The organism is Anabaena sp. AL93, from assembly GCF_001672085.1.
In the GTDB taxonomy this organism is placed as follows: domain Bacteria; phylum Cyanobacteriota; class Cyanobacteriia; order Cyanobacteriales; family Nostocaceae; genus Dolichospermum; species Dolichospermum heterosporum.
Genome location: NZ_LJOU01000004.1, coordinates 61,265 through 85,043, shown reverse-complemented (window position 1 = coordinate 85,043; position 23,779 = coordinate 61,265). Strand labels below are relative to the sequence as shown.

Sequence of the window (23,779 nt, the reverse complement as noted above, 5' to 3'; positions counted from 1 at the left end):
TTCTATGGACTCTAGCAACTTTCTTTCTAGTTTTATTGCGGTTATTAGAGCCTTTTTGTTTTCTGGATAATTGCTGTTGTTTTATTTTTAAGTTCTTCTCATGTTCTTTCTTTAGCTGAGGAATTATCTTTTTGACTTCGTATCCAGACAGTCCTTTACCCGTTTCTTTATATGTTTCATTCATCAAATTCAAAAAATAGTTCCATAACCAACGACAACTGCCAAAAGCTTGTGCTAATGACTGCTGCTGCTGGGCATCTGGATATAATCTGATTTTGACAACTTTTAACATATTAGAGTGAAAGAAATTTACTATAAAACACTATAAAACACTATAACACAAGATTTGTGAATTGCCTCCATGTTTTTCTCCCTTGCTGTCGCTTTGGTTGAAACCCACATTCCGCACCCTGGGGTGTCACATAGTATTATCACTTGATTTTCTCTTGATTTCTGGATATAAATTATGCCTTGTCGGCATCATGTATCCGTTAATTCATTGAGATTCTGTATATAATACATCCTCATTTCATCATAAAAAACAGTAAAAACCGATTGTGACAGTTGAGGGTGCGGAAGATAGGTTGAAAAACTGTCGTTAATTCACGCGCCATTCATCCCACGCTGCCCTTCGGGTCAGTCGTGGGGCTTCTGTCGGTTAAGCTAAAACCGGATTTTAGGGGTTTTGAAGTGGGGAGACTGACGAAAAGAATTTGACCCCTCTCCAAACCTCTCCCCGCACTATGCCTTACCCATATCTTTCTTGACATTCTTGAAACCCTTATAATATGAGAGTTCAGCAGTGCTAAACCCCTACCGGGTTATTTATATTTGTTTGATATATCTTCCTTATCAACTCCATGATAACAAATATAAAATCCGTTGTCAATCCCCAATACTCTCTTTTTGCGGTTTTTTGTGGAAGTAATTTATTTTGCAGTTCCAGGATTTTCACAAAATCGGGGATCTCTTCTTAATAATGAATTTAAGGCAAAGGTGGAGTCGTTAAGTGCTAACCTAAAAGATGATATCGCTTGATCTGGGGTTTTAAACGAACCCACTTGTGAAAAATAGCTTCATTCATTTAGGCGCAGCATGGTCACCACCGCAGAAAAAACAAACATTGGTTACATTACCCAAGTAATTGGTCCGGTTGTAGACGTTAAATTCCCCGGCGGTAAATTACCCCAAATCTACAACGCTTTAACCATCACAGGTACAAATGAGGCTGGACAAAACATCAGCTTGACCGTTGAAGTACAGCAACTTCTAGGCGACAACCAAGTCCGCGCAGTTGCTATGAGTACCACCGACGGTTTAGTTCGTGGTTTAGAAGTAGTTGATACTGGATCTCCTATCAGCGTCCCCGTTGGTAAAGCCACCTTGGGACGGATTTTCAACGTTTTAGGCGAACCTGTAGATCAGCAAGGTCCCGTAAACGCCGAAGCATATCTACCTATTCACCGTGACGCTCCCAAATTCACAGATTTGGAAACCAAACCTTCTGTGTTTGAAACTGGGATTAAAGTTGTTGACTTGTTAACTCCCTACAAACGCGGTGGTAAAATCGGTCTGTTCGGCGGTGCTGGTGTTGGTAAAACCGTGATCATGATGGAGTTGATCAACAACATCGCTACCCAGCATGGTGGTGTGTCTGTATTTGCGGGTGTGGGTGAACGCACACGCGAAGGAAATGACCTCTACAACGAAATGATGGAATCTGGAGTTATCAACAAAGATAACCTCAACGAATCCAAAATTGCTCTAGTTTATGGTCAAATGAACGAGCCACCCGGAGCCAGAATGCGGGTTGGTTTGTCTGGTTTGACAATGGCTGAGTATTTCCGCGATGTCAACAAGCAAGACGTATTACTATTTGTTGATAACATTTTCCGGTTCGTCCAAGCTGGTTCTGAAGTATCCGCGCTCTTGGGTCGGATGCCTTCTGCGGTAGGATATCAGCCTACTTTGGGTACTGACGTGGGTGCTTTACAAGAACGGATTACCTCCACCACCGAAGGTTCTATTACTTCTATTCAAGCTGTATATGTACCTGCCGATGACTTGACCGACCCCGCACCTGCAACCACATTTGCTCACTTAGACGGTACAACAGTATTGTCTCGTGGTTTGGCTTCTAAAGGTATCTATCCTGCGGTTGATCCTTTGGGTTCTACTTCCACCATGTTGCAACCCAACATCGTTGGTAGTGATCACTACGATACTGCACGGGCTGTACAATCCACCCTGCAACGTTACAAAGAACTTCAAGACATCATCGCCATTTTGGGTTTAGATGAATTGTCTGAAGAAGATCGTTTAATTGTGGCAAGGGCGCGGAAAGTTGAACGGTTCTTGTCTCAGCCTTTCTTTGTAGCTGAAGTATTTACCGGTTCTCCTGGTAAGTATGTGAAGTTGGAAGACACCATTAAGGGATTCCAACAAATTCTTTCTGGTGAATTGGATGCTTTACCGGAGCAAGCTTTCTACTTGGTAGGCGATATTGCCGAAGCTAAAGCTAAAGCTGAAAAGCTCAAGGGTTAGTCATTAGTCATTAGTCAGTAGTCAGTGGTTTTTTATGCAACTGACAACTGACAACTGACAACTGACAAAAGGCAAATGACAAAGGACAACTGACAAATGACATTAACTGTTCGTGTAATTTCCCCAGACAAAACTGTTTGGGATGCTGAAGCTGACGAAGTAATTTTACCTAGCACTACTGGTCAGTTAGGTATTCTCAGTGGACACGCTCCCATGCTGACAGCCTTGGATACAGGCGTAATGCGTGTCCGAGCTAGTAAAAATGCTAGTTGGCAAGCGATCGCTCTTTTAGGCGGTTTTGCTGAAGTTGATCAAGATGAAGTCACAATTCTAGTCAATAGTGCTGAACGTGGCGACAAAATTAACCTTGAAGAAGCCCGCACTGCTTTTAATACAGCACAATCTGGCTTAAATCAAGTTAGCGCAGATGACCGAAAAGCACAATTCCAAGCAACACAGGCATTTAAACGCGCTCGCGCTCGTTTTCAAGCTGCTGGTGGTTTAGTGTAAATTGTATAGAGCATTTAAAACTAATGAGGGTGGACAAATAGCCCACCCTTATTTTATTGGTATTTTAATTTGATTAGCTTTATCTTCTTTTTAGATCCCCGACTTCTTAAAGAAGTCGGGGGATCTGAGATTTTTCGTGTTTATCCTTCTATAATTTTTATCTCTTCTGCTGTTAGTTCTGGAGTTTAGACTAAAAACAGAAATATAAGTTAAAATTACTGAGAAACAATGAGTTAAAAAGACTACCGATTATAGAGAATAAAGAATTGGCGGAAAAAAAGCGGTCAGTGATGTAAAACTGACCGCAGAATGTTCAATGCTGATAAATGTAAAAAAGTTATCAGATTGACAATGCCATTAGAACAGCTAAGACAATTTCGCACAAGTGTATACAATATTTTGGGCAAAGCCAAAGATGCCTTATTTGACTTGATGGATGCAGCATTAATCACCCGGAGTATTTATGCCTTCGTAGAATTAGCATTATCGCCAGTGTTTAGAAGAAAGTGGTCAAGTGTATATGAGGCAATAGAGGATGGCAATCCCCCAAGAACAGAATTAATGAAATTGTATATAGAACAACTCAATCCCACAGAAAGAATAATCTTAGCGGGAGATCATACAGCTTGGACAAGAATAGATGCACCGACGTTAAAGGATAGAACCTATGAGCATCAAGAACAACCAATGTCAGGAGCAAAACCCGTAACCTTGGGACAAGGTTACAGCACAATTGCCGTCATCCCAGAGATGTCTGGAAGTTGGGCTTTACCGCTATTACATCAACGCATTACCAGTTTTGAGAACCCAATTCAAAAAGCCGCTGCACAGCTAAAGCTGATATGCGAAAATCTATCTATGTTTCTTTAAAACCCTCAGCAACTTTCTTACCGGTTTCGTAGGCTTTATCAATGATGGTCGTAAAAACCTGTAACCCTTTCTGAGTAGTAGCTTTTGCCATCAGTTTAGCAACAGTGTTAACACTGTCGAAAATAACACCTTTACAAGCCCGACTTAGATGTGGAAACAGCCGATGCTCAATCGGATTGTACTTAGATGTATAAGGAGGATAGTGAGCAATGCGAATTTCAATTCCAATTTCATTCACCAAAGCTTGTAATGCTTCTTTGAATACACCCGCCTTCGACTCTACCAATTGATGGTCAATGGAAAAACCGCTCTTTGGGAGTTGCCACAAAAATAGTTACCGCAGTTGCAAATATGATCCACAACGGTAACAGTGTACAAAATATCAGGGAGTTTATAACACTCAGTAAAAACTCTAAGAAAACTCATAAATAATAAATTTTCTCTAAGAATTTTCTTGGGTAATTCTACAACAAGAATCTAGTAAATTTAGTAACTAGGATTTCTTAATTTTGTGATGCGTATTAAATAATATAAAATGATTAAAGCAAATAATTTTTAGATGTGGGATTAATTATAATTATCCTCAACTAAACTACTGAGAAAATCCCTGTCTATTGTTGTTGCCCATAAAAAAAACTTCCAAGCAAATACCTGGAAGTTCTGAATCTTAAACATTTGCTGTTTGCTTTACTGGCATCTGTCGTTCTGGCATTAATTGAAGTGGTGCATTAATAGGCGAGTATTTACAATAACAAATCACTATCATATCGAATCCCATACCGGAAATATCAGGAGTATAGGTTTCAACATTGGTTACTTCCCAATCACTTAAACGATGATGGGTTTTAGCTTCTGGATATTCGGGGTCAACAAACTGTTCAACTTTAATAAACTCTGGTGGACGATAACCAACTTCGGGTATTGGTGCATCTGAGCAATCATAGTGTTCTGCTAGGGTTTTGGTTAATGAACCAGTGTGAGCATATTTTCTATGTTGCCAACCTGGTTGACGTTTATCAGCCCGGAAAATAATCCATCTACGCATCGTCTTTTTCCTCTGTATCGTAATATGATTTGGGAAACTCTGTTTCACCGTCAAATACACAGTCTACTGGCAAAATCTCGTTACCAGTTTCTTCGACATCAACAAGTTTCCAACCGTACTTTTCTGCCATTTCATCGCAGCATTCCTCATCTGCTGCTGCATGACGTGATTTATTTTGACTCTGGGTTTCTGACATATCTTAATCAACCTTATTGTCAGGATTATTTCTGATTTTGTCAGTTATCGCCTCCCATAAATCTGCAATTTCATCTTTACTGTTAAGGTTGAATTGGTAAACAGTATTAGCATGAACTTTGGAATTTCCCATTGTTACTGTAAAACTATTATCACTATTATCATCTTTGACAGGTAATAATTTCTTAACCAATTTGGCTTTTTCATCTATGGTTAAATGTTCCATAGCACTTTCTAAAAATGCTAATTTCTGTTCACCGCTTAACTTATCGTAATGACTTCTATCCATAAACCCTGATCTAACTTATATTTGGTAATTATAACATAATTATAGTAATTACATAAATCCAAGACAATGTTATTATATAATAATATCGGGGTAATTAATATTTGAAAATAAATGATTTACTTAATATAAATTATCAGAGTTCGTGCTACTCCAAAACAAATTGCAGAGATGTTATACTATTTACAGCACTTCCCGATGTTATGAGGTACACTTAATTAATCCTCGATATTGAATCAATAGGTTTGTTAATTTCTGCTACTGTACCTCATAAGAGCAGAAACCGCTGTATATATGAAGATATGCTAAAAATAAATTATCCGATACCTAAATAAAAATATGGTTATTTCAGAACTTGAACAACAACTTCTTCAACTTTCCCCCAACGATAAACTTTACATTATCCAACTACTAGCACAAAGCCTAACTAGGGAGAATGAAAATAACAAAATCCGTAAAGATTCAGGTCTAAATTTGAGGGATTAAATCTGGGGTCTGCACATTAGGATTAACCGTAGCTTTAATGGCTTGATAGCGAAGCGCTCCGTAGGAATCAAAAAACTCAATCACGGAACGTCCCTGACGACGACAAGTTTGAATAACTGTCAATAAATTGGCAGTATCTTGAAACCGCGACCTAGTACGAGAACCGCCACTGACTTTTCGTAGTTAGTACAGGCTAAACGTAACGTTCGCTCGGCTAAATTATTATCAGGGGGTATGTGCGGGTGGTCTAAAAAATACCACCATTGATGAGCTTTATTGCGTAAGGAGCGTAGAAGTTTACCAGCTTTTTTTGGCTACAGTATTGAACTGAGGTGCTGATATGCTTGAGATTGCCAAACATCTAATTCAGGAACTCTCCAAGGTGCTTTTTTTTGTTTTTTGTTTCTGGAGTCATTTTTGAGACCTTTTTCCCATACAATCAAAGCACTTTTTTTATCTCCTAAAGCTTCCTGTACCTGTGCCAATAAATAATAGGCATCAGGACGGGAACTATCTAATTCAATTGCCTTACCAAGGTGATTTTGAGCATAAGTGTATTCATTTTGTTGGAGATATGCCCAGCCAAGGTTTTTGTGCAAGGCATATTTCACTAAAGTATCCTGTACACGATCTAAAATTTGTAAAAGCAAGTCAATAGCAATGGCACTATTTCCATTGATAATTTCTAATCGTGCTAAATTATTGATAGCTGCATCAGCAGCACGAGCTTTATACTGTTTAGCCATTTCGTAGTGGAAACACGCACGATCCAACTCTTGTAGCTTTTCATAAGTTGACCCCAAGTTATAATGTGCGGCTGCAACATCCGAATTAAATCTGAGTGACCACACTAAAGAACACTTGGCGCTAATAAAATCACCTTCCAGGTATTTTTGATGACCTATCTGGTTTAAAGACTTAGCAATAAATTGATTAGTAATGTATTTTTTTACTCTATTGCTTAAAGTAAATTTAGCGACTCTTGTATTATCTTGTTCAACAATAAGTAATTGCTGTAAGAGTACATTCAACGATGTATGTAATTCCGATAAATCTACTGCAAAGACTAGACTTGCTTGTAAATCGGCAAGAGATACTGCCTGGTTGTTTACCGCTAACGAGTAAATAATATTTTTTTCTAACTCATAAATGTTTTCAAAAGATTCTAAAAATTCATTGATAATATTATTTATCAATGATAAGTTGTGCTTTGAAAAATTATTAAAGTCACCTTTAAATGTTTTGTTAATAGTTTTGACGACTATTTCTAAAGCTAAAGGATTACCTTCATATAATTCAATTAATTCTAATAAATTTTGGTCAGAAACTGCAAAATTTTTGATTGGCAAAATAAAAGTTTTAGCATCATCTGGATGCAAGCCTCTCAAATACAATTCCCTCACAGCTAGTGTTTCTCCAGCTAAGTCAGCAATTTCTGTTGGTTTTTCCCGACTGGTCAGCACTAAGCAGCTATTATGACTTGATTCCCCTAAGCGTCTTAATAACTCTCGATATCCCTCATATTCCTGTGGATAATATTGAGCTAATTGGCTAGTTGGCAGAACAGTCTCTAGATCATTTAGTACCAATAGACAGCGGTGTTGGGATAGATACTCAATCAGTAAAGAGATTTGCCCACCGATATCTTTTGGTATGTTGGTTTCTTCTTGGTGCAACAGGGAGTGGAGCAGGTCAGTTAATAATTCTTGGATGGGTGGAGCATAGTGGAGCGATCGCCAAATGACGCACTCAAACTCATTCTGGATTTGTTTAGCCAACTGCGCTGACAGAGTATTTTTGCCAATACCACCCATGATACTCAGGATTACTACTAGTCGGCACTTGTCTTTGACAATCCATTGCTTTAAAGTAGCCAGTTCTTCAATACGTCCGTAGAAAATAGTAACATCTGGTGCTTCGTCCCAATCTTGGCGTGCATAGATGTGATCTTCACCGAAGTTGACCGAGGGAGAAGACATACTGGCAGTATTTTGAGCTTGGTGTTTTTGATATTGTGAGAGTAAAAACTGCCGGAGCTTGGCAAACTTGACTGGTCCTTTTCCGTTAATCTGAAACTTTTGATACACTGCACTTAATCGCTGGCGGATAGCTGAATCTTTGACTTGAAGCTGCGCTGCGATTCCTGCAATATCGTTACCTTCTAAAGCCAAAACCAACACTTCCCTTTCTGCCTTGGAAAGGTTGTGCTTATCCGCTTCAACTTGCAAAAATTCTTGAAAATATTGGTCCATCGACATAGTAAATAACTCACATTTATAAGTTAGATTCTTATTTATCTATATTTATACATCATTCAGTCGTGCTGTCGCTTCTGACAACTATGCGCCACCATATTATGGGATTGATACCCAGCAACACTATTTTTACAGCAAATCGCAATCAACCGTGCCACAAAAGAACATGATGAAAACCAGTGCCAGAAATCATTCTGAGATTTATTCTTGTGGCGGGTTTGCCCTCAAACTGCTGTAACTGGTAGATTACAGGTTGGTTAGTTAGAGTCGAGCATAATGTCATCCTACCGCATTATGTACCCCGGCTCCCCCGAAAATTTTCGTTCTCCTTATAAAATTTTTATACTTTTCTTATATATTATATGTTGACATTCTGATTTGAGTAATTTATACTCTTAATAAAGTAAGAAATATAGGAGTAGCTTAATTTTCAATGGCACGATGACCCCCAGTAACGTCCAATTTGTAGGATTTGGAGAAAAAATCATGGCAAAAATAATAAGTACCACTGGCAATGACATCCATATAAGAACTGCGAATAATGACAACTTTATTGGTAATGTTGGCAAGGATATTTTCCTAGGCGGAGCAGGTATAGATATTGCTCATTACAGCACTCTAGGACAAGCGGTGACAATATGGACATCTGGTTTTATCAGCACTGGTTATCTGGGAATGACATATTTCGGGAAGTTGAAACCATGAAAATGACACACTATAACCAAATAAGATTATTCTGTGTTCTCACTTAATTAAACAAGTATGTGAAGGAGATAAATATACTATGAATGATAGTGTCTTTTTTCTGTATATCTGCAATTTCCTATTGATTGGTGGATTACCAATCATCTTCTTTAAGCCAGGACAGAAAAATATTCGATGGTTAGTTACAGCTTTACCTTTTTTTGTTTCTGCTTTGCTTTTGATTGCGGGTTATGTTGGGGTAGTTTCATCTTTCCAATACCAAAGTTATTGGCCAATGCAGACTGATATTATAAATTAGTGACGCCTTTAAACAAAGGCTGCTTCCTCCAATTTACGATGCCTGAAACCCTTATTATTGCGTCATTTTCCGAAAATTTGTGATCTAGTCTATCTATTGTCTAGAAAATTAAATAAGGAGGCGAGCAAAAACTCTCTGTATTTTTCCGAAATCCCACTGATAAGTACTGTAGAGAATTAACAAGAAATCTAAAAGTATAAGTGCAAGTGAAACAAGATGAAATAAAAAATGTCTGCAATAATTTTTGGAGTAACAAAGAGCAAAAAAATCTTCCTCGTATTCTTGTTATTTCACATTTATGGAGCCCAAAAAATTTTTATATCCATTAGACCTCTCCGAAAATGAATGTAGAGACGTTCTATAGAACGTCTCTACAAGGGTTTCAAACCACGCACATTTAATTACCGGAGATGTCTATTGGAGCAACAATTAAAGTTTTGCCAGCTTGAGACTGAAGTAAATTTTCTGTTGCAGCAGATGCAGGATATCAACCAAAATCTATCCTTATCAAATAATAATCCTGCTTTGCCAGTGAATTTAAACCGAGGAAAACAAGTAGTCAACTACTTGTCTAAATAGCTATTATTTAGTGTTTTTAACCATTAGACCTCTCCGGAAATTAGGTTTTCAGCTAGACAGGTTAAGGGTTTCAGATTCTTTTTCGGAGATGTTTATTGAGATGAACAACATTTAACTGCATATTCACTTTTATTCAAAGGGTAAAATAATGTACATAAATCCGTTTTCTCACAAGAAAACAATCCTGCTGACTGGTGCATCAGGAGTAGTTGGTCAAGCTTTATTAGCTCGAATGAATGCACATTCAATTATTTGTCTAACCTACAGGAAGCCAATCACAAATTCAGGTGTCACTACCATTCCTTGTGACATTTCATTGCCTCAGCTTGGTCTTAGTCAGACACAGCTAAAAGATATAGCAAAGTGCATTGATTGTATTGTCCATTCAGCTGCGGTAACTGATTTTGGTGAATCAGATGAATTGATTCATAGCACAAATGTACGCGGCTTGGAAAATATGCTGGAATTGGCAGCGATCGCACAGGTTCCCTTTTACTATATCAGCACAGCTTTTGTCCGTCCTCAGCAACGCAAAGATGCGCCATCAGAGCATACATACACTATCTCAAAACGAGAAGGAGAACGGTTAGTTAGAGAGAGTGGACTCCCACATGCAATTATTCGTCCCTCCATTGTGATTGGCAATTCTACATCAGGTGAAATTGCACGTTTTCAGGGCATTTATAACATCATAAATTCGCTTTTTAGAGGTTTTTTGCCCATTTTGCCAATGCTACCGCACGCATATATAGATTTTATTTCTCAAGACGTTGTTGCTAACGCCGTTGCAGCAATAATTGAGCATGACTGCATGGCAAGCGAATATTGGATCACCTCTGGAAATAGAGCCTTGACAGTACGCCAGATAGTAGATTTACTTGCAGAATTTGGCAAAACGCGAGGTATAGAGGTTAATATACCACGCATGGTCAGCCCTGACATTGTAGATCGTTTGATCCGTCCTGCCTTTATGTCAGAGTTACCAAAATCCGTTAGAAAAGGTTTTGACTGGTTTGCTCAAGTCGCGCCCTATTTGTGTAATGATGAACCTTTCCCCACCTCATTACCAGAAATGGAAACTGGCTTTGGTATAGCACCACTGCCCAATTTGGAAACGGCTTTAACCCATAGCCTCGAATACTGGGCTAATCAAACAAAAGTCTGCTCTGGTACAAAAGCTAAGAAAGACCGTGTCCAACTTGCTAAAGGTGAATGTTGACAGAGTATGCTAATCAAAAACCTAGCCTTGCAACACGGTTTGAATACGTATAACACCATTTTATCTGATGCCAAAGCATTTCTAGGATTGTTGCAAGAGGAACAAGTAATTCATGAATCCTACTTAAATCGATTTGCGGAAATAGAAAACCAGGTAGAACAAACTGGAACTTATTGGCAAAGCTTTGATGAACTAGCTTACGGAGCAAAATTGGCATGGCGCAACAGTACTCGGTGCGTGGGGCGTAGCTACTGGAACTCACTAGAAGTTCGCGATCGCCGCAGCTTGAATCAAGCCGAAGAAGTATTCGAGGCTATGGTTGAACATCTGCGGTTATCTACTAACGGCGGTCGCATCAAATCCCTTGCTACCATCTTTGCACCACAAGAACCAGGCCAAGCTGGAATCCGTATTTGGAATGAGCAAATCGTTCGCTACGCAGGATATCGGCAAACGGATGGTTCGGTTGTGGGCGACCCGAGGTATGTCAAGTTTACAGAACTTGTACAGCGAATGGGCTGGAAAGGAAGCGAAGGTACTCCCTTTGACATCCTGCCGATCGTGATTCAAATGCCAAATCAGCGTCCAAAGCTGTTTGAGTTACCCCATGATGCAGTGCTAGAAGTGCCAATCCAGCATCCTGACTACTCTTGGTTTGCAGAACTTGGTCTCAAATGGCACGCGTTACCAGCAATTTGCAACATGATGTTGGAGGTTGGCGGAGTTCAGTACACAGCCGCGCCCTTTAATGGCTGGTACATGGGTACGGAAGTAGCTGCTCGCAACTTTGCTGACGAGAACCGCTACAATTTATTGCCCATTGTGTCCAAGCGAATGGGTCTAGATACTCGCTACGACCATACCTTATGGCGAGACCGCGCCATAGTTGAGTTAAATGTTGCGGTTCTATACTCGTTTCGATGTGCTGGCGTGACTATGGTTGACCACCACAGTGAAACTCGTCGCTTTGTGCAATTTGAAAAGAGCGAAGCACTTGCGGGAAGAACTACCTACGCCGACTGGGGATGGATTGTACCTCCCATATCCGGCTCGACGACTCCAGTTTTCCACCGCAACTATGAAAATGTTGAGCTAAAGCCCAACTTCTTTTCGCAGCCAGATCCCTGGCAACAGTTTGCATCTGGCAAAAAGTCTGGCTGTCCTTTCGGTCACTAAGAACAATAGTTTTTTCACTTTTCTAACTCAATATTCGGAGAAATAAATCATGAAAGCTTTAGTCACTGGTGCTACAGGTTTTGTAGGCTCTGCGATTGTTCGTCAACTTCAAGAAGATGGTCAACAAGTCAAAGCATTAGTCAGAAAGGGTTCGGATCTGAGAAATTTGGAGAAGCTGGATATTGAAATTGCCTACGGGGATATTACTGATTATGATTCGGTAGCACAAGCAATGCAGAGCTGCAATTCTGTTTATCACGGTGCTGCAATGGTAGCTTTTTGGGTTCCTCGTAAAGACCGCCACCTGTTTGACTGGGTTAATGTTGAGGGATCAAAAAATGTTTTTTCTGCTGCACTGAAACAGGATGTAGAGAAAGTAATTTACACCAGCACCATCTCTACAATTGGTAGTTACGGAAAGGACACCCCCACCACAGAAAATCACAATTTCAATTTGTGGGATATGTCGATGGAGTACGAGCAATCAAAATATTCTGCGGAGTTTGAAGCTTATCGATTTGCAGCGCAAGGATTACCAATTGTTGTTGTGATGCCTTCTGCACCGTTAGGCGCAAGAGATATCAAGCCAAATCCCGTTGGCAAGCTGATTCTAGACTTTCTGGCCTGTCGGATACCAGGATACATTGATGGCGGTGCTAACTTTATCGATGTTGATGATGTTGCTTATGGTCACATCCTAGCAGCTAAGAAAGGGAAAGTAGGCGATCGCTATATTTTAGGGCATGAAAACCTTTCTGTCATTGATTTGTTCTCAGCTTTAGAAGCAATTTCTGGAGTTCCAGCCCCCAAACTGAAACTACCCCAGGCAGGTGCTGTAAAGCTAGCTCAAATTCTGGAATTTATTTCTGACCACATCACCAACCAACATCCGCTTTATACCGCACCGATGGTCAAGTTCTCCAGCCTTTACTATTACCTCGACACCAGCAAAGCTAAAAATGAGTTGGGGTTTGAACCTAAAAGCAGTGTTCAACAAGCTGCAATTAAGGCAATCGAATGGTTTTTGGAGAATGACTATTTACAAGTCAACGACAAAAAGAAATCTCGAATTCGCCAGCATCTGCAAGGTCAATCTCTGACATCAGTGTTTGCATAGACAGTTGTAATTCCTAAGAGCAAGAGTTTTCTGCTCTTGTTCTCATTACAGTACATTTAGTTAGTGAGGTATACGTGGAAAGTAAGTTAGTGAATCAGAAGTTGCGTGAGATTGACCACTCTTTAATGCAAATACCAAATAGCACTTTTGGTAATCTCACCCTGTTACTATTTTTCGCTACTATTAACATCTTTTCAGCATCAATTATTGCCTATCTTTTGGGATATTTGCCTCTTCAAGCCTCAGCAGTAATTAACTTGTTATGCTTGTACGCTTTGTACACAGTTAATCACGAAGCGGTACACCGCTTAGTGCATCCTAATCGCACGGTTAACAACTGGGTTGGGCGCATCGCAGCAGCTCTAGAGGGTACAACATTCCCCTTGTTCCGTATCTTGCACCCCCAGCACCATGCGTTTACAAATCATCCAGAATACGACCCAGACTACGTTATTGGTAGAAAACCGCGCTGGTTGTTACCTCTCTGGACATTGGTGCGTCTTACACACGACAACTCTTTCATGATTAATCGCCGTTTGTGGTCTAATAAACGTCCGCAATTAATTGAACATTTAATAACGGTGGGGTTGCAGTTGTTTGTGGTCATTGGTGCGGCTTGGATAGGACATCTGCAAGATGCTCTCTGGTTATGGGTTATCCCACTGCTTGTGGCTGGAGCATTAATTGAACTGACGGTTGCATGGGCTGTGCATTTTCCTCAAGAGTCCCAGCATTCTTTGGAAAATACACGCATATTTAAGGGTCAACTATTGCAGATATTGATGCTGAATCAAAACTATCATATTGTCCATCATCTTTGGCTTGGTATTCCTTGGTTTCGCTACGGTAAGGCAATGCCTTTAGTAGAAATGGCATTACTAGAACATCAAAATCAGAGCCACAAAACGCAAGTTAAACCACATCTTCAAGTTAATTAATCTATTTAGAAATTGAAGTGAAATGAAAGAAAGCCAACAAATACTTGGAAGTGTAGAAACATACCTAGATTCACATCAAGCAGCTAAGTTTAGACAGATGGTAATCCAAGAGCAAAAGCAACACGTCAATAAATCACTCGCCAAGCTGGCGGAATTGATGGGTACTCATGTTGAGGTTCGTTCTTCTGGAAACTACGTTTTTGATGAACGCGGACAAAAGTATCTGGCTTGTGGTGGTTATGGTGTCTTCACTATCGGTCACTGTCATCCCACAGTCATCGAGGCTGTGAAAGCACAACTGGAATGTCATCCATTATCAACTCGTGCGCTTTTAAATGCCGAACAAGCTTCGGCGGCGGAAACTCTAGCCTCAGTTACCCCCAAGGGTTTAGATTATGTATATTTCGGTAACTCTGGTGCGGAAGCGACAGAAGTCGGTCTCAAGCTAGCGCGTCTATCTGGCAAACGCAAGCTAATTGCAATGCAAGGGGGCTTTCACGGTAAGACATTGGGAGCGTTAAGTGTCACTAGTCGTGCAGCCTTTCGCTTGCCTTTCCAGCCTCTGCTTCCAGAAGTCGAATTTATCCCCTTTGCAGATCCAAAAGCCCTAGAAAATGTACTTTCTAATAACGGTCATGAATGCTGCGTTATTTTAGAACCTGTCCAAGCAGAAGGTGGTGTTATCATTCCCTATGAAGGCTACTTGCGAGATGTCGAAAGACTCTGCCGCCACTATGGAGCATTTTTGATTCTGGATGAAATTCAAACGGGACTCGCACGGTTGGGAACCTGGTGGGGAGCAGACAGAGAACAGGTAGTTCCTGATGTTTTGCTGGTGGGGAAGGCTTTAAGTGGAGGAGTTATACCTGTCAGCGCTGCTGTTGCTTCTGCCCAAGCTTATGAAAGGCTTAATCAAGATCCGCTATTGCACACTTCGACTTTTGCAGGTAATCCTCTGGCCACAGTTGCCGCACGAGCAGCAATTAACGTAATTAAAAACGAGAATATTGTATCCAGAGCCAAAGAACTAGGTGAAAAATTATTTGTTGAAGTGCAGAAAATTGTTGGCGAAATGTGTCCTCATCTAGTTCGAGAAGTTCGCGGTATTGGACTGTTAATTGGCATTGAATTTGAAGCTGATTATTTGGCTGGTGACTTCATGTTTGAACTCATGCACAGAAATGTGCTGGTCTCTTATTCACTTAATGCTCACCGCGTTGTCAGATTGACACCACCAGCAACTCTGAATGAGTCAGATATTGATTGGCTGCTAACTGCAATTTCAGACAGTGCAATCGCACTGTCTAAACGTAACCCATCTTTAAACGTTGTTAATTCATAAAGGAGATTTTACTAATGCAATACTTAGAAATTGTTGCTAAAATTCACCATCGCAGTGCTGAAGAAATTTATCCAATTCTCTGCGACTTCGATTCATACCCAAACAACAGTCAAGCTGTACACAGCATCACCAACCAAGTACTATCTGACCGACGGACTGTTTCTACTTGGGAAGTTGACTTTCGTGGCGGTGTGATGTCTTGGACAGAAGAAGATTTATTTGATCCCTCAAATTATACAATTAGCTTCAATCAGATTGAAGGTGATGTAGAACACTTCTGCGGACAGTGGAAAGCTCAAAATCAAAAAGATGGTTGCCTAATATTGTTTTTAGCTGAGTTTGACATGGGTATTCCCTCTTTAAGTCAAATTCTTGACCCCATTGCCATACAAGCACTCCAGGAAAATATCACAGCAATTATTAGGGGTTTATTTGGTGAAGAAGTGGAATTTTTACCAGTTAAAGTTTCTTCATTAGAAACACAAGCACCTGACAAACTTGCAGTTGCATAAGTTGAATAAATAGGAACCACCACCTTGTTTTGATAGTTACAGAACCAATCTGCAACTATCAAAACAGAAAAATAGTTCTGGTTTAGCTTGAATATATTCCTGTTGTGGAGATGGTATAAACAAATGACGAAAGCTCTTGACTGCTTAATTAAAAGTGATAGTACTTACTCTTATAAACTGTACAACTCAATTCTTGACGTTGATTTAAATGATTGGAAGCAAGTTTGTCAAACAAGTGATTCTAATATTTATATGGATATTAGATTCTTAGTGACAATTGAAAAAACTATGATGAACTTTAGCAAATTCTGGTATATAATTTTTTATGACCAAAATGGCAACCCTTCCGCTTGTACTAGTCTATCTACATTTAAAACTGACTTAGGAGTTGTTGCCAGTAAAGGTATTAAAGAATTTATTACTCATGTCAGACAATTACTGCCGTCGTTTTTATATTTAAATGTTCTTTTTTGTGGTTTACCTATTTCTATTGGTAAGAACCATTTAATTTTTGAGAAAAATGCTAATCAGCAGTTCATTATCAAATTGCTTGATGGTATTATGAATACTATTGCAGCTAAAGAAAAAACCAAGCTGACTATTTACAAAGAATTCAACTCTCAAGAATGCAATCAATTAGATCCACTGCTAAAGCTTGATTATCTCAAAGCTGAAAGTTTACCTATGCATAGCTTTAAAGCAAAGTTTGCTAATTTTTCCGAATACTGTGCTGCGTTAAAGTCCCACTATCGCAATGATATTAAAAGGTCAAAACGCAAATTTGAAAAAGCTGGTCTTCGCATTGTTCAGTTGAAAGATACAGAAAAGATTTTGCAAATCTATACTCCAGAAATACATCAACTATATGAAGCAGTTGTTCAAAAATCGGAAAATCAACTGGAAACTCTGCCTATAAGTTTCTTCCGAGAATTAGCAATCAATTTCGCTGGACAATTACTTTTCACTCTTGTTTATCAAAATGAAAAGATAGTGGCATTTAATTGTTCTCTTTGTACAAAATCAAGTGTTCATTACCTATTTTGTGGGTTAGATTACAGTCTAAATGCACAATCAGACCTGTATTTCAATTTAATGTATGCTGCTCTAGATGAAGCGTTGAAACAGAATGTAGCAAAAATTGATTTTGGTCAAACAGCAGACACATTCAAAGCTAGACTAGGCGCCTATCAAACACCACTCTATATGTATATAAAAAGTACAGGATATCTACTTAATTGGATTATTCGTAAGAGTTTCTATATTCTGTTTCCTAATCCGGCCTTAGTTCCGTCATACAACATTTATAAACAGTAGCCCCCTTTCTGCCTCTAATAAATATTTCACAGTAAATAGGAGTTTTATAAATGAATTTTCTGAAACCAGAACGAACAATCCTGACAAAGTTTTTGCCAGACCTTGATGAAAAACTGGCACAAATTCCTTTATTGGAAATGGAAAAGCCACAAAATCCAGCCATAAAAATATTTCGTGAACTTGGTGGTACTGGTTTATTAATTCCAACCAAGTATAAGGGTTTAGGAGCAACTCCTGTGGAAGCTGTTCGGATTCAAAGAGCGATCTCTAGCCGTGCGCCTTCGCTGGCGATCGCCACAACGATGCATCATTTTTCAGTTGCAACCATCGTTGAGATGATCGCCCAAGGTTCGGGAACTGGCTTGGAGTGGATGTTACTTGAGGCAATTGCCAAACAAAATCTCTATGTAGCTTCTGGCTTTGCGGAAGGACGGACAGGTACAGGCATTCTTACTCCCAATATGCAGGTCAAACGAACAGCTGATGGTATAACAGTCAGTGGTAATAAAAAGCCTTGCAGCTTATCTACATCAATGGATCTTCTCACTGCAAGTGTTTCGATTCCCAGCGAATCGGGAGACGATAGCAAATTAGCAGTCGTTATTATCCCGACAACAAATGCTCCAGGAATTGAACGTCGTCCCTTCTGGACAAATTCAGTGCTGGCTGGTGCAGAAAGCGACGAAATTATTCTTCACGATGTCAAAGTTCCAGAACAGCTGATTTCCTATACAGGCAATGCCGAAAATCTAGATTATATCCAAACAAGGGGTTTTCTTTGGTTTGAAATGCTAATTTCTGCATCTTACCTGGGTATCGCTAGTGCTTTAGTGGAACGAACCATAGCAGCGGGTAAAGGTACACCTTCTGAGCGGACAATTTTAGCCATTGAAGTTGAGGGAGCGATGGCTGCATTAGAAGGGCTAGCCCAGTCAATGATAGTCAGCGACAGCAACCAAGGTAGCGATCAACTAGCACGGGCGCTATTTGTGCGTTATGCAGTGCAAGGTGCTATAGGTCGTGCTACTACTCATGCTGTGGAGTTATTAGGGGGCATGGCATTTATCAGTTCACCTGAAGTTGCTTACCTATTTACTGCTTCCCGTCCACTAGCATTTCACCCTCCTTCACGCTTGAGCATCTCACCTGGTTTGGATAAATACTTAGCAGGAGAAACTTTGCTCATTCAATAAGGTGATTTTTAGTAAAAAAATTACCGCGATGTCGGTTAAACTTCTATGGGTAAATGGGATGCCTCGCTTGAATTGGTAAATTTTTGCTCAGAAACCGCCTAAGTTAATACTCTGTTCTCATATTGCAAAAAAAAGGCTGAAGTTATGACTCATTTTGGCATTTTCTGTCCCGCAAAAACTGGTCACCTTAACGCTTTCTATTCTAAATTAGCGCAATTCAGTCAGATAGCCGCTGAATTTGATTTTCCCAGACAGCATTTACCCCAATGCTTCCATTTTACAGGCCTTTACCATGACTCCTACAAAAACACTGCATCTAGCTTACAAGAAGCAATTCAACGCGCAGGTGGAGTTAGACGAGCATCTGACATTGTGGAACTTGCCACATCTAAGAAAAAGCTCGTTTTGGCAACAGTATGAAATTTATTTGCTAATAAATTTTACTGGACTGGTGTACCTAACAAATTTTTCGTTAATAATTAGGAGTTAATGATGCAAAGAATTGCTCTGTTTAATATAGAATGTTATTCCTCAAGTGAAGCTATCATAAGCTTTATTGAAGAACATCATAACAAAATAGCAATTGTAGTCACTACTGATAGATATAGTGGTAAGCACGGTAATTTACTTCAGCAAATTATTACTAACTATCGCAGATCAGGTTTTGAATTCGTTATCTATTTAACTTACAACTTTATTTTTTATTTTTGGCTGATATATCTATCTCAATTAGCTTCATATATCACTGGACAAAAAAGAAAGCACTTTACAATATCAGAAATCTGCCATAAGTATCAAATTCATCACATTAAAACATCCAATATAAATGGTAAAGATGTTGTTGCTGAACTAAAGCAAGCCAATCTTGATTTAATTGTGATATATTTCTTCGACCAAATTATCAAAGAGCAAATCATCCAAATACCCAAAAAAGCAGTTATTAATGTACACGCAGCACTTTTACCTGAATGTAAAGGCTTGTTTCCAGTTTTATACTCTGCTTTTAAAAATGATAAGAAGTTTGGTATAACAATTCATGAAATTGTAGATACTTCTATTGATTCAGAAGCAATACTTGCTCAAGAAAAATTGGAAGTTGACAATATTAACTACAGTATTTTAACTTTAGATAAATTAGTTAATAATAAAGGCATTGACTTATTAACTAATGTCATCAATAATTTTGAAGATTTTTATTTAAAACGAACTCCTCAAATGCCAGGTGGTTCATACTTTTCATTCCCCAGCCAAAGTAATATTAGAAGTGTCCAAAATTAGAGCTTTTCTCTAGTTAACTTTCAAGAATTTTTAAGCGATTTCTTCGAGCAAACTTGATCTTCCTTCAATAGTAAAATGAATATGCCTGATTCCAAAGTGATGGAGCAACCATTTCTTAAATCAAAAAAGTGGTGGGTAATTCTCTTCCTTAGTATCACTACCTCAGTTATTAGCACGGCTACTATTTATAGTCTTCTTCATTCCCAACCTGCTCATAAAAATCCCTCATCAGCTTCTTTAGCAACTACTCCTCCTACCAATACCGTTAGTGCCAGAGGACGCGTAGAACCACAAGGTGAAGTTATTCGCCTGTCTGCTTCCACTTCTCTTGAAACTGTTAAAATTCACAAACTTTTAGTGAAAGAGGGAGATAAAGTTACCTCCAATCAAGTAATTGCCATCCTAGACAACTATAATCGTCTTTCGGCTGCTTTAAAACAAGCTAAAAAACAAGTAAAAGTTGCTCAAGCTAATTTAGGTAAAGTAAAAGCTGGGGCAAAAACTGGGGAAATTAACGCTCAACAAGCAACCATTGCCCGCTTCCAAGCCCAACTGTTGGGGGAAAAAAAGACTCAGCAAACAACCATTGCCCGCTTCCAAGCCCAACTATTGGGGGAAAGAAAGACTCAACAAGCAACCATTGCTCGTCTACAAGCCCAGTTAAGCAATGCTCAAACAGAATTTGGACGCTTTCAGATGTTATACAAAGAAGGTGCGGTTGAGGCTTCCAAATTTGATAGCAAGCGTTTGGAATTAGAAACTGCTAGGGAGCAATTGAATGAAGCTAAGGCTAGTCTAAATCAAACCGAGGAAACCTTACGACAGCAAATCAACGAGGCTAGATCCACTCTTAACCAAACAGAAGAGACTTTGCAACAGCAAATCAACGAAGCGAAAGCAACTTTAGACCAAATCGCTGAGGTTCGTCCCACTGATGTGCAAGCAGCTCAAGCAGAGGTAGAAAGTGCGATCGCTGCTGTGGAAAAAGCTCAAGCAGATCAAGAATTAACTTACGTGCGCGCACCCAAGGACGGTCAAATTTTAAAAATTTATACTTTTCCTGGAGAAATTGTTGGCAACGAAGGAATTGCAGATATGGGTCAAACAGACCAGATGTACGTAGTTGCTGAAGTATACGAAACTGATGTTAGTCAAGTAAGTATCGGTAAACAAGCCAAAATTACTAGTGAAGCCTTTTCTGGAGAACTACATGGAAAGGTCACTCAAGTTGGTTTGCAAGTAAAGAAACAAGCAACTTTTAATACTGATCCCGTTGCTGATGTAGACCGGAGAATTGTTGAAGTTAAAATTCGTCTTAATCCAAAAGATGCCAAGCAAGTTAGAAGTTTAACTAATTTACAAGTAGAAGTCATAATTAACACAGAAAAATTTTAAATAGTACTAATCATCATGTCTAAAATACGTTTAGCTTGGTTACAACTTACCCGTGAAAAATCTCGCATGATTGTGGCTATAGCGGGTATTAGTTTTTCCAATATTCTCATGTTTATGCAGTTGGGATTTGAGGGTGCGCTTTATGATAGTACTGCACGCTTCCACACCACTTTAAAAGCAGACTTGATTATGATTAGTCCCCGTTCTAAGTCTCTTGCTTATATGAGACAGTTTTCTTCACGTCGTCTCTATCAAGTATCAGGCTTTGAAGGGGTTAATTCTGTTAGCCCTGTCTATGTCGATTTTGCTGATTGGAAAAATCCAGTTAATGCCGATTATCGAGCCATATTTGTATTCGGCTTTGAACCTGAAAAACCAGTATTTAACTTACCAGAAGTTAATCAAAATCTCAATAAACTAAAACTACCTGATACTTTTCTGTTTGACCGTTCTTCCCGTTCTGAATACGGTCCAATTGCTGCACAATTTGAGCGTGATAAACAGGTATTAACAGAAATCAGTAACTACAGAATAAAAACTGTTGGCTTGTTTACTCTTGGCCCTTCCTTTGCAGCAGATGGAAATGTAATCACCAGCGACCAAAATTTCTTGCATTTGTTTAAAAATCGTCGTGATGGAGAAATTGATATTGGCTTAATTACTCTTAAACCTGGTGTAGATAAACAAAAAATATTGAATAATTTAGTTGCTAAACTGCCTAAAGATGTCAGATTACTTACTTACCAGGAATTCATCGAGTTTGAAAAAGAATATTGGCGTACAAGTACACCGATTGGCTTTATGTTTGCACTTGGTACAGGGATGGGATTTGTGGTTGGTATAATCATTGTCTATCAAATCCTTTTCACAGATGTCAATGACCATTTAGCCGAGTACGCCACCCTCAAGGCTATGGGGTTCACAGATAATTATTTACTGCGTGTTGTTTTTCAAGAAGCTCTAATTCTAGCAATTTTTGGCTATATTCCTGGTTTAGGCATTTCTCTGGGTTTATATGAATTAACCAAAGCTGCAACTTTTTTACCAATTTTTATGAGTGCTAGCCGTTCTACATTTGTTCTAGGTTTGACAATTTTAATGTGTACTATTTCGGGCGCGATCGCTGTACGTAAATTGAGAGCAGCAGATCCAGCAGATATTTTTTAATAGTGTTAGAGATATTTCTACTTTAATTAACAAATGTTACAACAAAACTCTATTATTTCTATTCAAAACCTCAATCACTACTTTGGTCAAGGAGCATTACAGAAACAAATTTTATTTGACATAAACCTAGAAATTTATCCTAGTGAAGTAGTTATTTTGATGGGGCAGTCAGGCTCAGGTAAAACAACCCTGCTCACTTTGATGGGAGGCTTGCGGTCTGTCCAAGAGGGAAGACTCAAAGTTTTAGGACATGAATTGTACAAAGCTAATGATCAACAATTAGTCCAAATTCGACGAAATATTGGCTATATCTTTCAGGCTCACAATTTGCTGCGATTTTTGAGTGCTTGCCAGAATGTTCAAATGTCACTGGAACTGCATAAAGAATTTGATAGTCAAGACTGGAGTTTAGACTAAGGCATGACAAAATGACCCAGAAGGACTGAGTTTACAAATTACATAGCTCAAACTAGAAAAATTAAGAGGTTAAGCCGATTTAGGTTGTTCCTTCTTTGGTCTAGGAGTAGTCTTTTTGACTGTAGGGTAGCGAATTCTGCGTAAGCGGATTCTCCCAGTAGGCCAGCCAGGAGACTTTCCACGGGGTTTGGGGGTTTCAGCTGGTGTACCAATCGCGGCGAAAACTCCTCCCATAGACTGAGCGACCCTTCCAGGAGATAAATTGGTCTGTTTTTTCTGCCAAGGTAATGGATTATCAGCCGCAACATCACGGGCTAACCAAAGTTCCCAAGTCATCAGTGGTAATAGGTCGCTCCACTTTTGACATTGTTCTGGGGTACTAAGTTGTGGTAGAGTCCAATGCAAGCGTTGTTTAGCAAACCGATACCAGTGATCAATGGCAAATCGGCGACCGTACAATTGCCAAAATGAAGATAAAGTAGGCATCTCCAAACCTACCCACCCTAGCCACAAAGGTTTATGTTTGGGATTCCCAGATTCATCTAACCGTTGAACTTGAATCAAATTCATGCCATGAGTTTTAGATTGCTGGAAATGAAGATTGGACCACAAACGGATAGAGAATCGTTCCATTTCTGGGTCGTTAACGTCGCTAGTTTCATCTGGTGTCCACCATGTACTTGAGTCATTCAACTTAAATTTTGCACCATGAGAACGGGGACGACCTTTGCCGCTATAAGGTGGTGGTGCATCATATACCACTCGATTGGGACGTAACCGCATTAATTTATCTGCGGGGATATCACTCGTTTGATTGATAAAACTAGCACTTACATGGATATCAAGTTGTCATTAGTAGAGGATTAAAGTGCGGACTCAGCCCCATAAGGGTTACTCTACTAAAGCCTGGAATCCCCCCAGAAACTGGGTTGTCGGGT

Annotated in this window: 24 protein-coding genes and 2 pseudogenes; 18 read left to right on the top strand and 8 right to left on the bottom strand. The window is 39.4% G+C overall.

The features are described 5' to 3' along the window. Positions 1-292, bottom strand: a 292-nt coding sequence (locus AN486_RS02185) for a helix-turn-helix domain-containing protein (RefSeq protein WP_290599015.1), incomplete at its 3' end; no start/stop codon positions are given. An 803-nt stretch (positions 293-1,095) separates the two neighbouring features. Between AN486_RS02185 and atpD the strand changes: the two genes are divergently transcribed. The 3 genes from atpD (at position 1,096) to AN486_RS02170 (ending at position 3,924) form a co-directional block, all read left to right on the top strand. Further along, entirely contained in the window at positions 1,096-2,544 is a 1,449-nt protein-coding gene (atpD, locus tag AN486_RS02180; protein WP_027404015.1) for a F0F1 ATP synthase subunit beta, read from the top strand. Between the two features lie 96 nt (positions 2,545-2,640). Further along, on the top strand, positions 2,641-3,054 hold the full coding sequence (atpC, locus tag AN486_RS02175; protein WP_039201817.1) for an ATP synthase F1 subunit epsilon: 414 nt from the start codon (positions 2,641-2,643) through the stop codon (positions 3,052-3,054). 351 nt (positions 3,055-3,405) lie between these two features. Further along, positions 3,406-3,924: a transposase gene (locus AN486_RS02170; protein WP_081424379.1), complete on the top strand. Its 519-nt coding sequence runs from the start codon at positions 3,406-3,408 to the stop codon at positions 3,922-3,924. Here AN486_RS02170 and AN486_RS02165 read toward each other — a convergent pair. From AN486_RS02165 to AN486_RS02140, 6 genes and pseudogenes are all read right to left on the bottom strand, one after another. Continuing rightward, positions 3,911-4,252: a hypothetical protein gene (locus tag AN486_RS02165; protein ID WP_199924264.1), complete on the bottom strand. Its 342-nt coding sequence runs from the start codon at positions 4,250-4,252 to the stop codon at positions 3,911-3,913. The genes AN486_RS02170 and AN486_RS02165 overlap by 14 nt on opposite strands. A gap of 339 nt (positions 4,253-4,591) precedes the next feature. Then, positions 4,592-4,969, bottom strand: a complete 378-nt coding sequence (locus AN486_RS02160; RefSeq protein WP_290599010.1) for a hypothetical protein — start codon at positions 4,967-4,969, stop codon at positions 4,592-4,594. Beyond that, positions 4,962-5,165: a hypothetical protein gene (locus AN486_RS02155; protein ID WP_290599009.1), complete on the bottom strand. Its 204-nt coding sequence runs from the start codon at positions 5,163-5,165 to the stop codon at positions 4,962-4,964. The genes AN486_RS02160 and AN486_RS02155 overlap by 8 nt, the downstream gene beginning before the upstream one ends. A 3-nt stretch (positions 5,166-5,168) precedes the next feature. Continuing rightward, positions 5,169-5,453 (bottom strand): hypothetical protein, encoded by a 285-nt coding sequence (locus AN486_RS02150; protein ID WP_290599008.1) that lies wholly within the window; start codon positions 5,451-5,453, stop codon positions 5,169-5,171. Positions 5,454-5,918: 465 nt separating this feature from the next. Beyond that, a pseudogene (locus tag AN486_RS02145) lies at positions 5,919-6,241 on the bottom strand (transposase); the annotation flags it as partial. Positions 6,242-6,250: 9 nt separating this feature from the next. After that, a complete protein-coding gene (locus AN486_RS02140) occupies positions 6,251-8,194 on the bottom strand; it encodes an NB-ARC domain-containing protein (RefSeq protein WP_290599006.1) in 1,944 nt (647 codons plus the stop codon). A 483-nt stretch (positions 8,195-8,677) separates the two neighbouring features. Between AN486_RS02140 and AN486_RS02135 the strand changes: the two genes are divergently transcribed. From AN486_RS02135 to AN486_RS02065, 15 genes and pseudogenes are all read left to right on the top strand, one after another. Continuing rightward, positions 8,678-8,896, top strand: coding sequence for a hypothetical protein (locus AN486_RS02135; protein ID WP_199924265.1), 219 nt, complete (start codon positions 8,678-8,680; stop codon positions 8,894-8,896). Between the two features lie 79 nt (positions 8,897-8,975). Beyond that, positions 8,976-9,194 carry a hypothetical protein gene (locus tag AN486_RS02130; RefSeq protein ID WP_290599004.1) on the top strand — a complete coding sequence of 73 codons (219 nt, stop codon included), beginning with the start codon at positions 8,976-8,978 and terminating at the stop codon, positions 9,192-9,194. A 727-nt stretch (positions 9,195-9,921) separates the two neighbouring features. Next, positions 9,922-10,992, top strand: coding sequence for an SDR family oxidoreductase (locus AN486_RS02125; RefSeq protein WP_290599002.1), 1,071 nt, complete (start codon positions 9,922-9,924; stop codon positions 10,990-10,992). Positions 10,993-10,998: 6 nt separating this feature from the next. Continuing rightward, complete coding sequence (locus AN486_RS02120) at positions 10,999-12,168, top strand: nitric oxide synthase oxygenase (protein ID WP_290599000.1); 1,170 nt, start codon at positions 10,999-11,001, stop codon at positions 12,166-12,168. Between the two features lie 49 nt (positions 12,169-12,217). Beyond that, complete coding sequence (locus AN486_RS02115; RefSeq protein ID WP_290598998.1) at positions 12,218-13,285, top strand: SDR family oxidoreductase; 1,068 nt, start codon at positions 12,218-12,220, stop codon at positions 13,283-13,285. 74 nt (positions 13,286-13,359) lie between these two features. Beyond that, complete coding sequence (locus AN486_RS02110) at positions 13,360-14,223, top strand: fatty acid desaturase (protein WP_290598996.1); 864 nt, start codon at positions 13,360-13,362, stop codon at positions 14,221-14,223. A gap of 22 nt (positions 14,224-14,245) precedes the next feature. After that, the gene (locus AN486_RS02105) at positions 14,246-15,565 is read left to right on the top strand and encodes an aminotransferase class III-fold pyridoxal phosphate-dependent enzyme (protein ID WP_290598994.1); all 1,320 of its coding nucleotides are present in this window, start codon (positions 14,246-14,248) and stop codon (positions 15,563-15,565) included. 14 nt (positions 15,566-15,579) lie between these two features. Continuing rightward, on the top strand, positions 15,580-16,077 hold the full coding sequence (locus tag AN486_RS02100) for an SRPBCC family protein (RefSeq protein WP_290598992.1): 498 nt from the start codon (positions 15,580-15,582) through the stop codon (positions 16,075-16,077). A 123-nt stretch (positions 16,078-16,200) separates the two neighbouring features. Next, positions 16,201-17,391 (top strand): GNAT family N-acetyltransferase, encoded by a 1,191-nt coding sequence (locus AN486_RS02095; RefSeq protein WP_290598990.1) that lies wholly within the window; start codon positions 16,201-16,203, stop codon positions 17,389-17,391. 50 nt (positions 17,392-17,441) lie between these two features. Further along, positions 17,442-18,584, top strand: a complete 1,143-nt coding sequence (locus AN486_RS02090) for an acyl-CoA dehydrogenase family protein (protein ID WP_290598989.1) — start codon at positions 17,442-17,444, stop codon at positions 18,582-18,584. Between the two features lie 144 nt (positions 18,585-18,728). Further along, positions 18,729-19,004 carry a hypothetical protein gene (locus AN486_RS02085; RefSeq protein ID WP_290598987.1) on the top strand — a complete coding sequence of 92 codons (276 nt, stop codon included), beginning with the start codon at positions 18,729-18,731 and terminating at the stop codon, positions 19,002-19,004. A 69-nt stretch (positions 19,005-19,073) separates the two neighbouring features. Continuing rightward, positions 19,074-19,862, top strand: coding sequence for a formyltransferase family protein (locus AN486_RS02080; RefSeq protein ID WP_290598985.1), 789 nt, complete (start codon positions 19,074-19,076; stop codon positions 19,860-19,862). Positions 19,863-19,943: 81 nt separating this feature from the next. Beyond that, a complete protein-coding gene (locus AN486_RS02075) occupies positions 19,944-21,257 on the top strand; it encodes an ABC exporter membrane fusion protein (RefSeq protein ID WP_290598984.1) in 1,314 nt (437 codons plus the stop codon). A 15-nt stretch (positions 21,258-21,272) separates the two neighbouring features. Beyond that, positions 21,273-22,424, top strand: coding sequence for an ABC transporter permease DevC (gene devC / locus AN486_RS02070; RefSeq protein ID WP_290598982.1), 1,152 nt, complete (start codon positions 21,273-21,275; stop codon positions 22,422-22,424). Between the two features lie 33 nt (positions 22,425-22,457). After that, a pseudogene (locus AN486_RS02065) lies at positions 22,458-22,811 on the top strand (ATP-binding cassette domain-containing protein); the annotation flags it as partial. 99 nt (positions 22,812-22,910) lie between these two features. On the opposite strand, the gene AN486_RS02060 reads toward AN486_RS02065, so the two are convergent. After that, positions 22,911-23,660 carry a hypothetical protein gene (locus AN486_RS02060; protein WP_290599020.1) on the bottom strand — a complete coding sequence of 250 codons (750 nt, stop codon included), beginning with the start codon at positions 23,658-23,660 and terminating at the stop codon, positions 22,911-22,913. Between the last annotated feature and the right edge of the window lie 119 nt (positions 23,661-23,779).

Coding starts and splice junctions, on each gene's coding strand:
- AN486_RS02160 (WP_290599010.1), bottom strand. CDS start 4,969: ATGCGTAGATGGATTATTTTCCGGGCTGATAAACGTCAACCAGGTTGG.
- AN486_RS02170 (WP_081424379.1), top strand. CDS start 3,406: ATGCCATTAGAACAGCTAAGACAATTTCGCACAAGTGTATACAATATT.
- AN486_RS02095 (WP_290598990.1), top strand. CDS start 16,201: ATGACGAAAGCTCTTGACTGCTTAATTAAAAGTGATAGTACTTACTCT.
- atpC (WP_039201817.1), top strand. CDS start 2,641: ATGACATTAACTGTTCGTGTAATTTCCCCAGACAAAACTGTTTGGGAT.
- AN486_RS02080 (WP_290598985.1), top strand. CDS start 19,074: ATGATGCAAAGAATTGCTCTGTTTAATATAGAATGTTATTCCTCAAGT.
- AN486_RS02085 (WP_290598987.1), top strand. CDS start 18,729: ATGACTCATTTTGGCATTTTCTGTCCCGCAAAAACTGGTCACCTTAAC.
- AN486_RS02140 (WP_290599006.1), bottom strand. CDS start 8,194: ATGTCGATGGACCAATATTTTCAAGAATTTTTGCAAGTTGAAGCGGAT.
- AN486_RS02075 (WP_290598984.1), top strand. CDS start 19,944: ATGCCTGATTCCAAAGTGATGGAGCAACCATTTCTTAAATCAAAAAAG.
- AN486_RS02130 (WP_290599004.1), top strand. CDS start 8,976: ATGAATGATAGTGTCTTTTTTCTGTATATCTGCAATTTCCTATTGATT.
- AN486_RS02115 (WP_290598998.1), top strand. CDS start 12,218: ATGAAAGCTTTAGTCACTGGTGCTACAGGTTTTGTAGGCTCTGCGATT.
- AN486_RS02100 (WP_290598992.1), top strand. CDS start 15,580: ATGCAATACTTAGAAATTGTTGCTAAAATTCACCATCGCAGTGCTGAA.
- devC (WP_290598982.1), top strand. CDS start 21,273: ATGTCTAAAATACGTTTAGCTTGGTTACAACTTACCCGTGAAAAATCT.
- atpD (WP_027404015.1), top strand. CDS start 1,096: ATGGTCACCACCGCAGAAAAAACAAACATTGGTTACATTACCCAAGTA.
- AN486_RS02155 (WP_290599009.1), bottom strand. CDS start 5,165: ATGTCAGAAACCCAGAGTCAAAATAAATCACGTCATGCAGCAGCAGAT.
- AN486_RS02135 (WP_199924265.1), top strand. CDS start 8,678: ATGGCAAAAATAATAAGTACCACTGGCAATGACATCCATATAAGAACT.
- AN486_RS02125 (WP_290599002.1), top strand. CDS start 9,922: ATGTACATAAATCCGTTTTCTCACAAGAAAACAATCCTGCTGACTGGT.
- AN486_RS02120 (WP_290599000.1), top strand. CDS start 10,999: ATGCTAATCAAAAACCTAGCCTTGCAACACGGTTTGAATACGTATAAC.
- AN486_RS02150 (WP_290599008.1), bottom strand. CDS start 5,453: ATGGATAGAAGTCATTACGATAAGTTAAGCGGTGAACAGAAATTAGCA.
- AN486_RS02090 (WP_290598989.1), top strand. CDS start 17,442: ATGAATTTTCTGAAACCAGAACGAACAATCCTGACAAAGTTTTTGCCA.
- AN486_RS02105 (WP_290598994.1), top strand. CDS start 14,246: ATGAAAGAAAGCCAACAAATACTTGGAAGTGTAGAAACATACCTAGAT.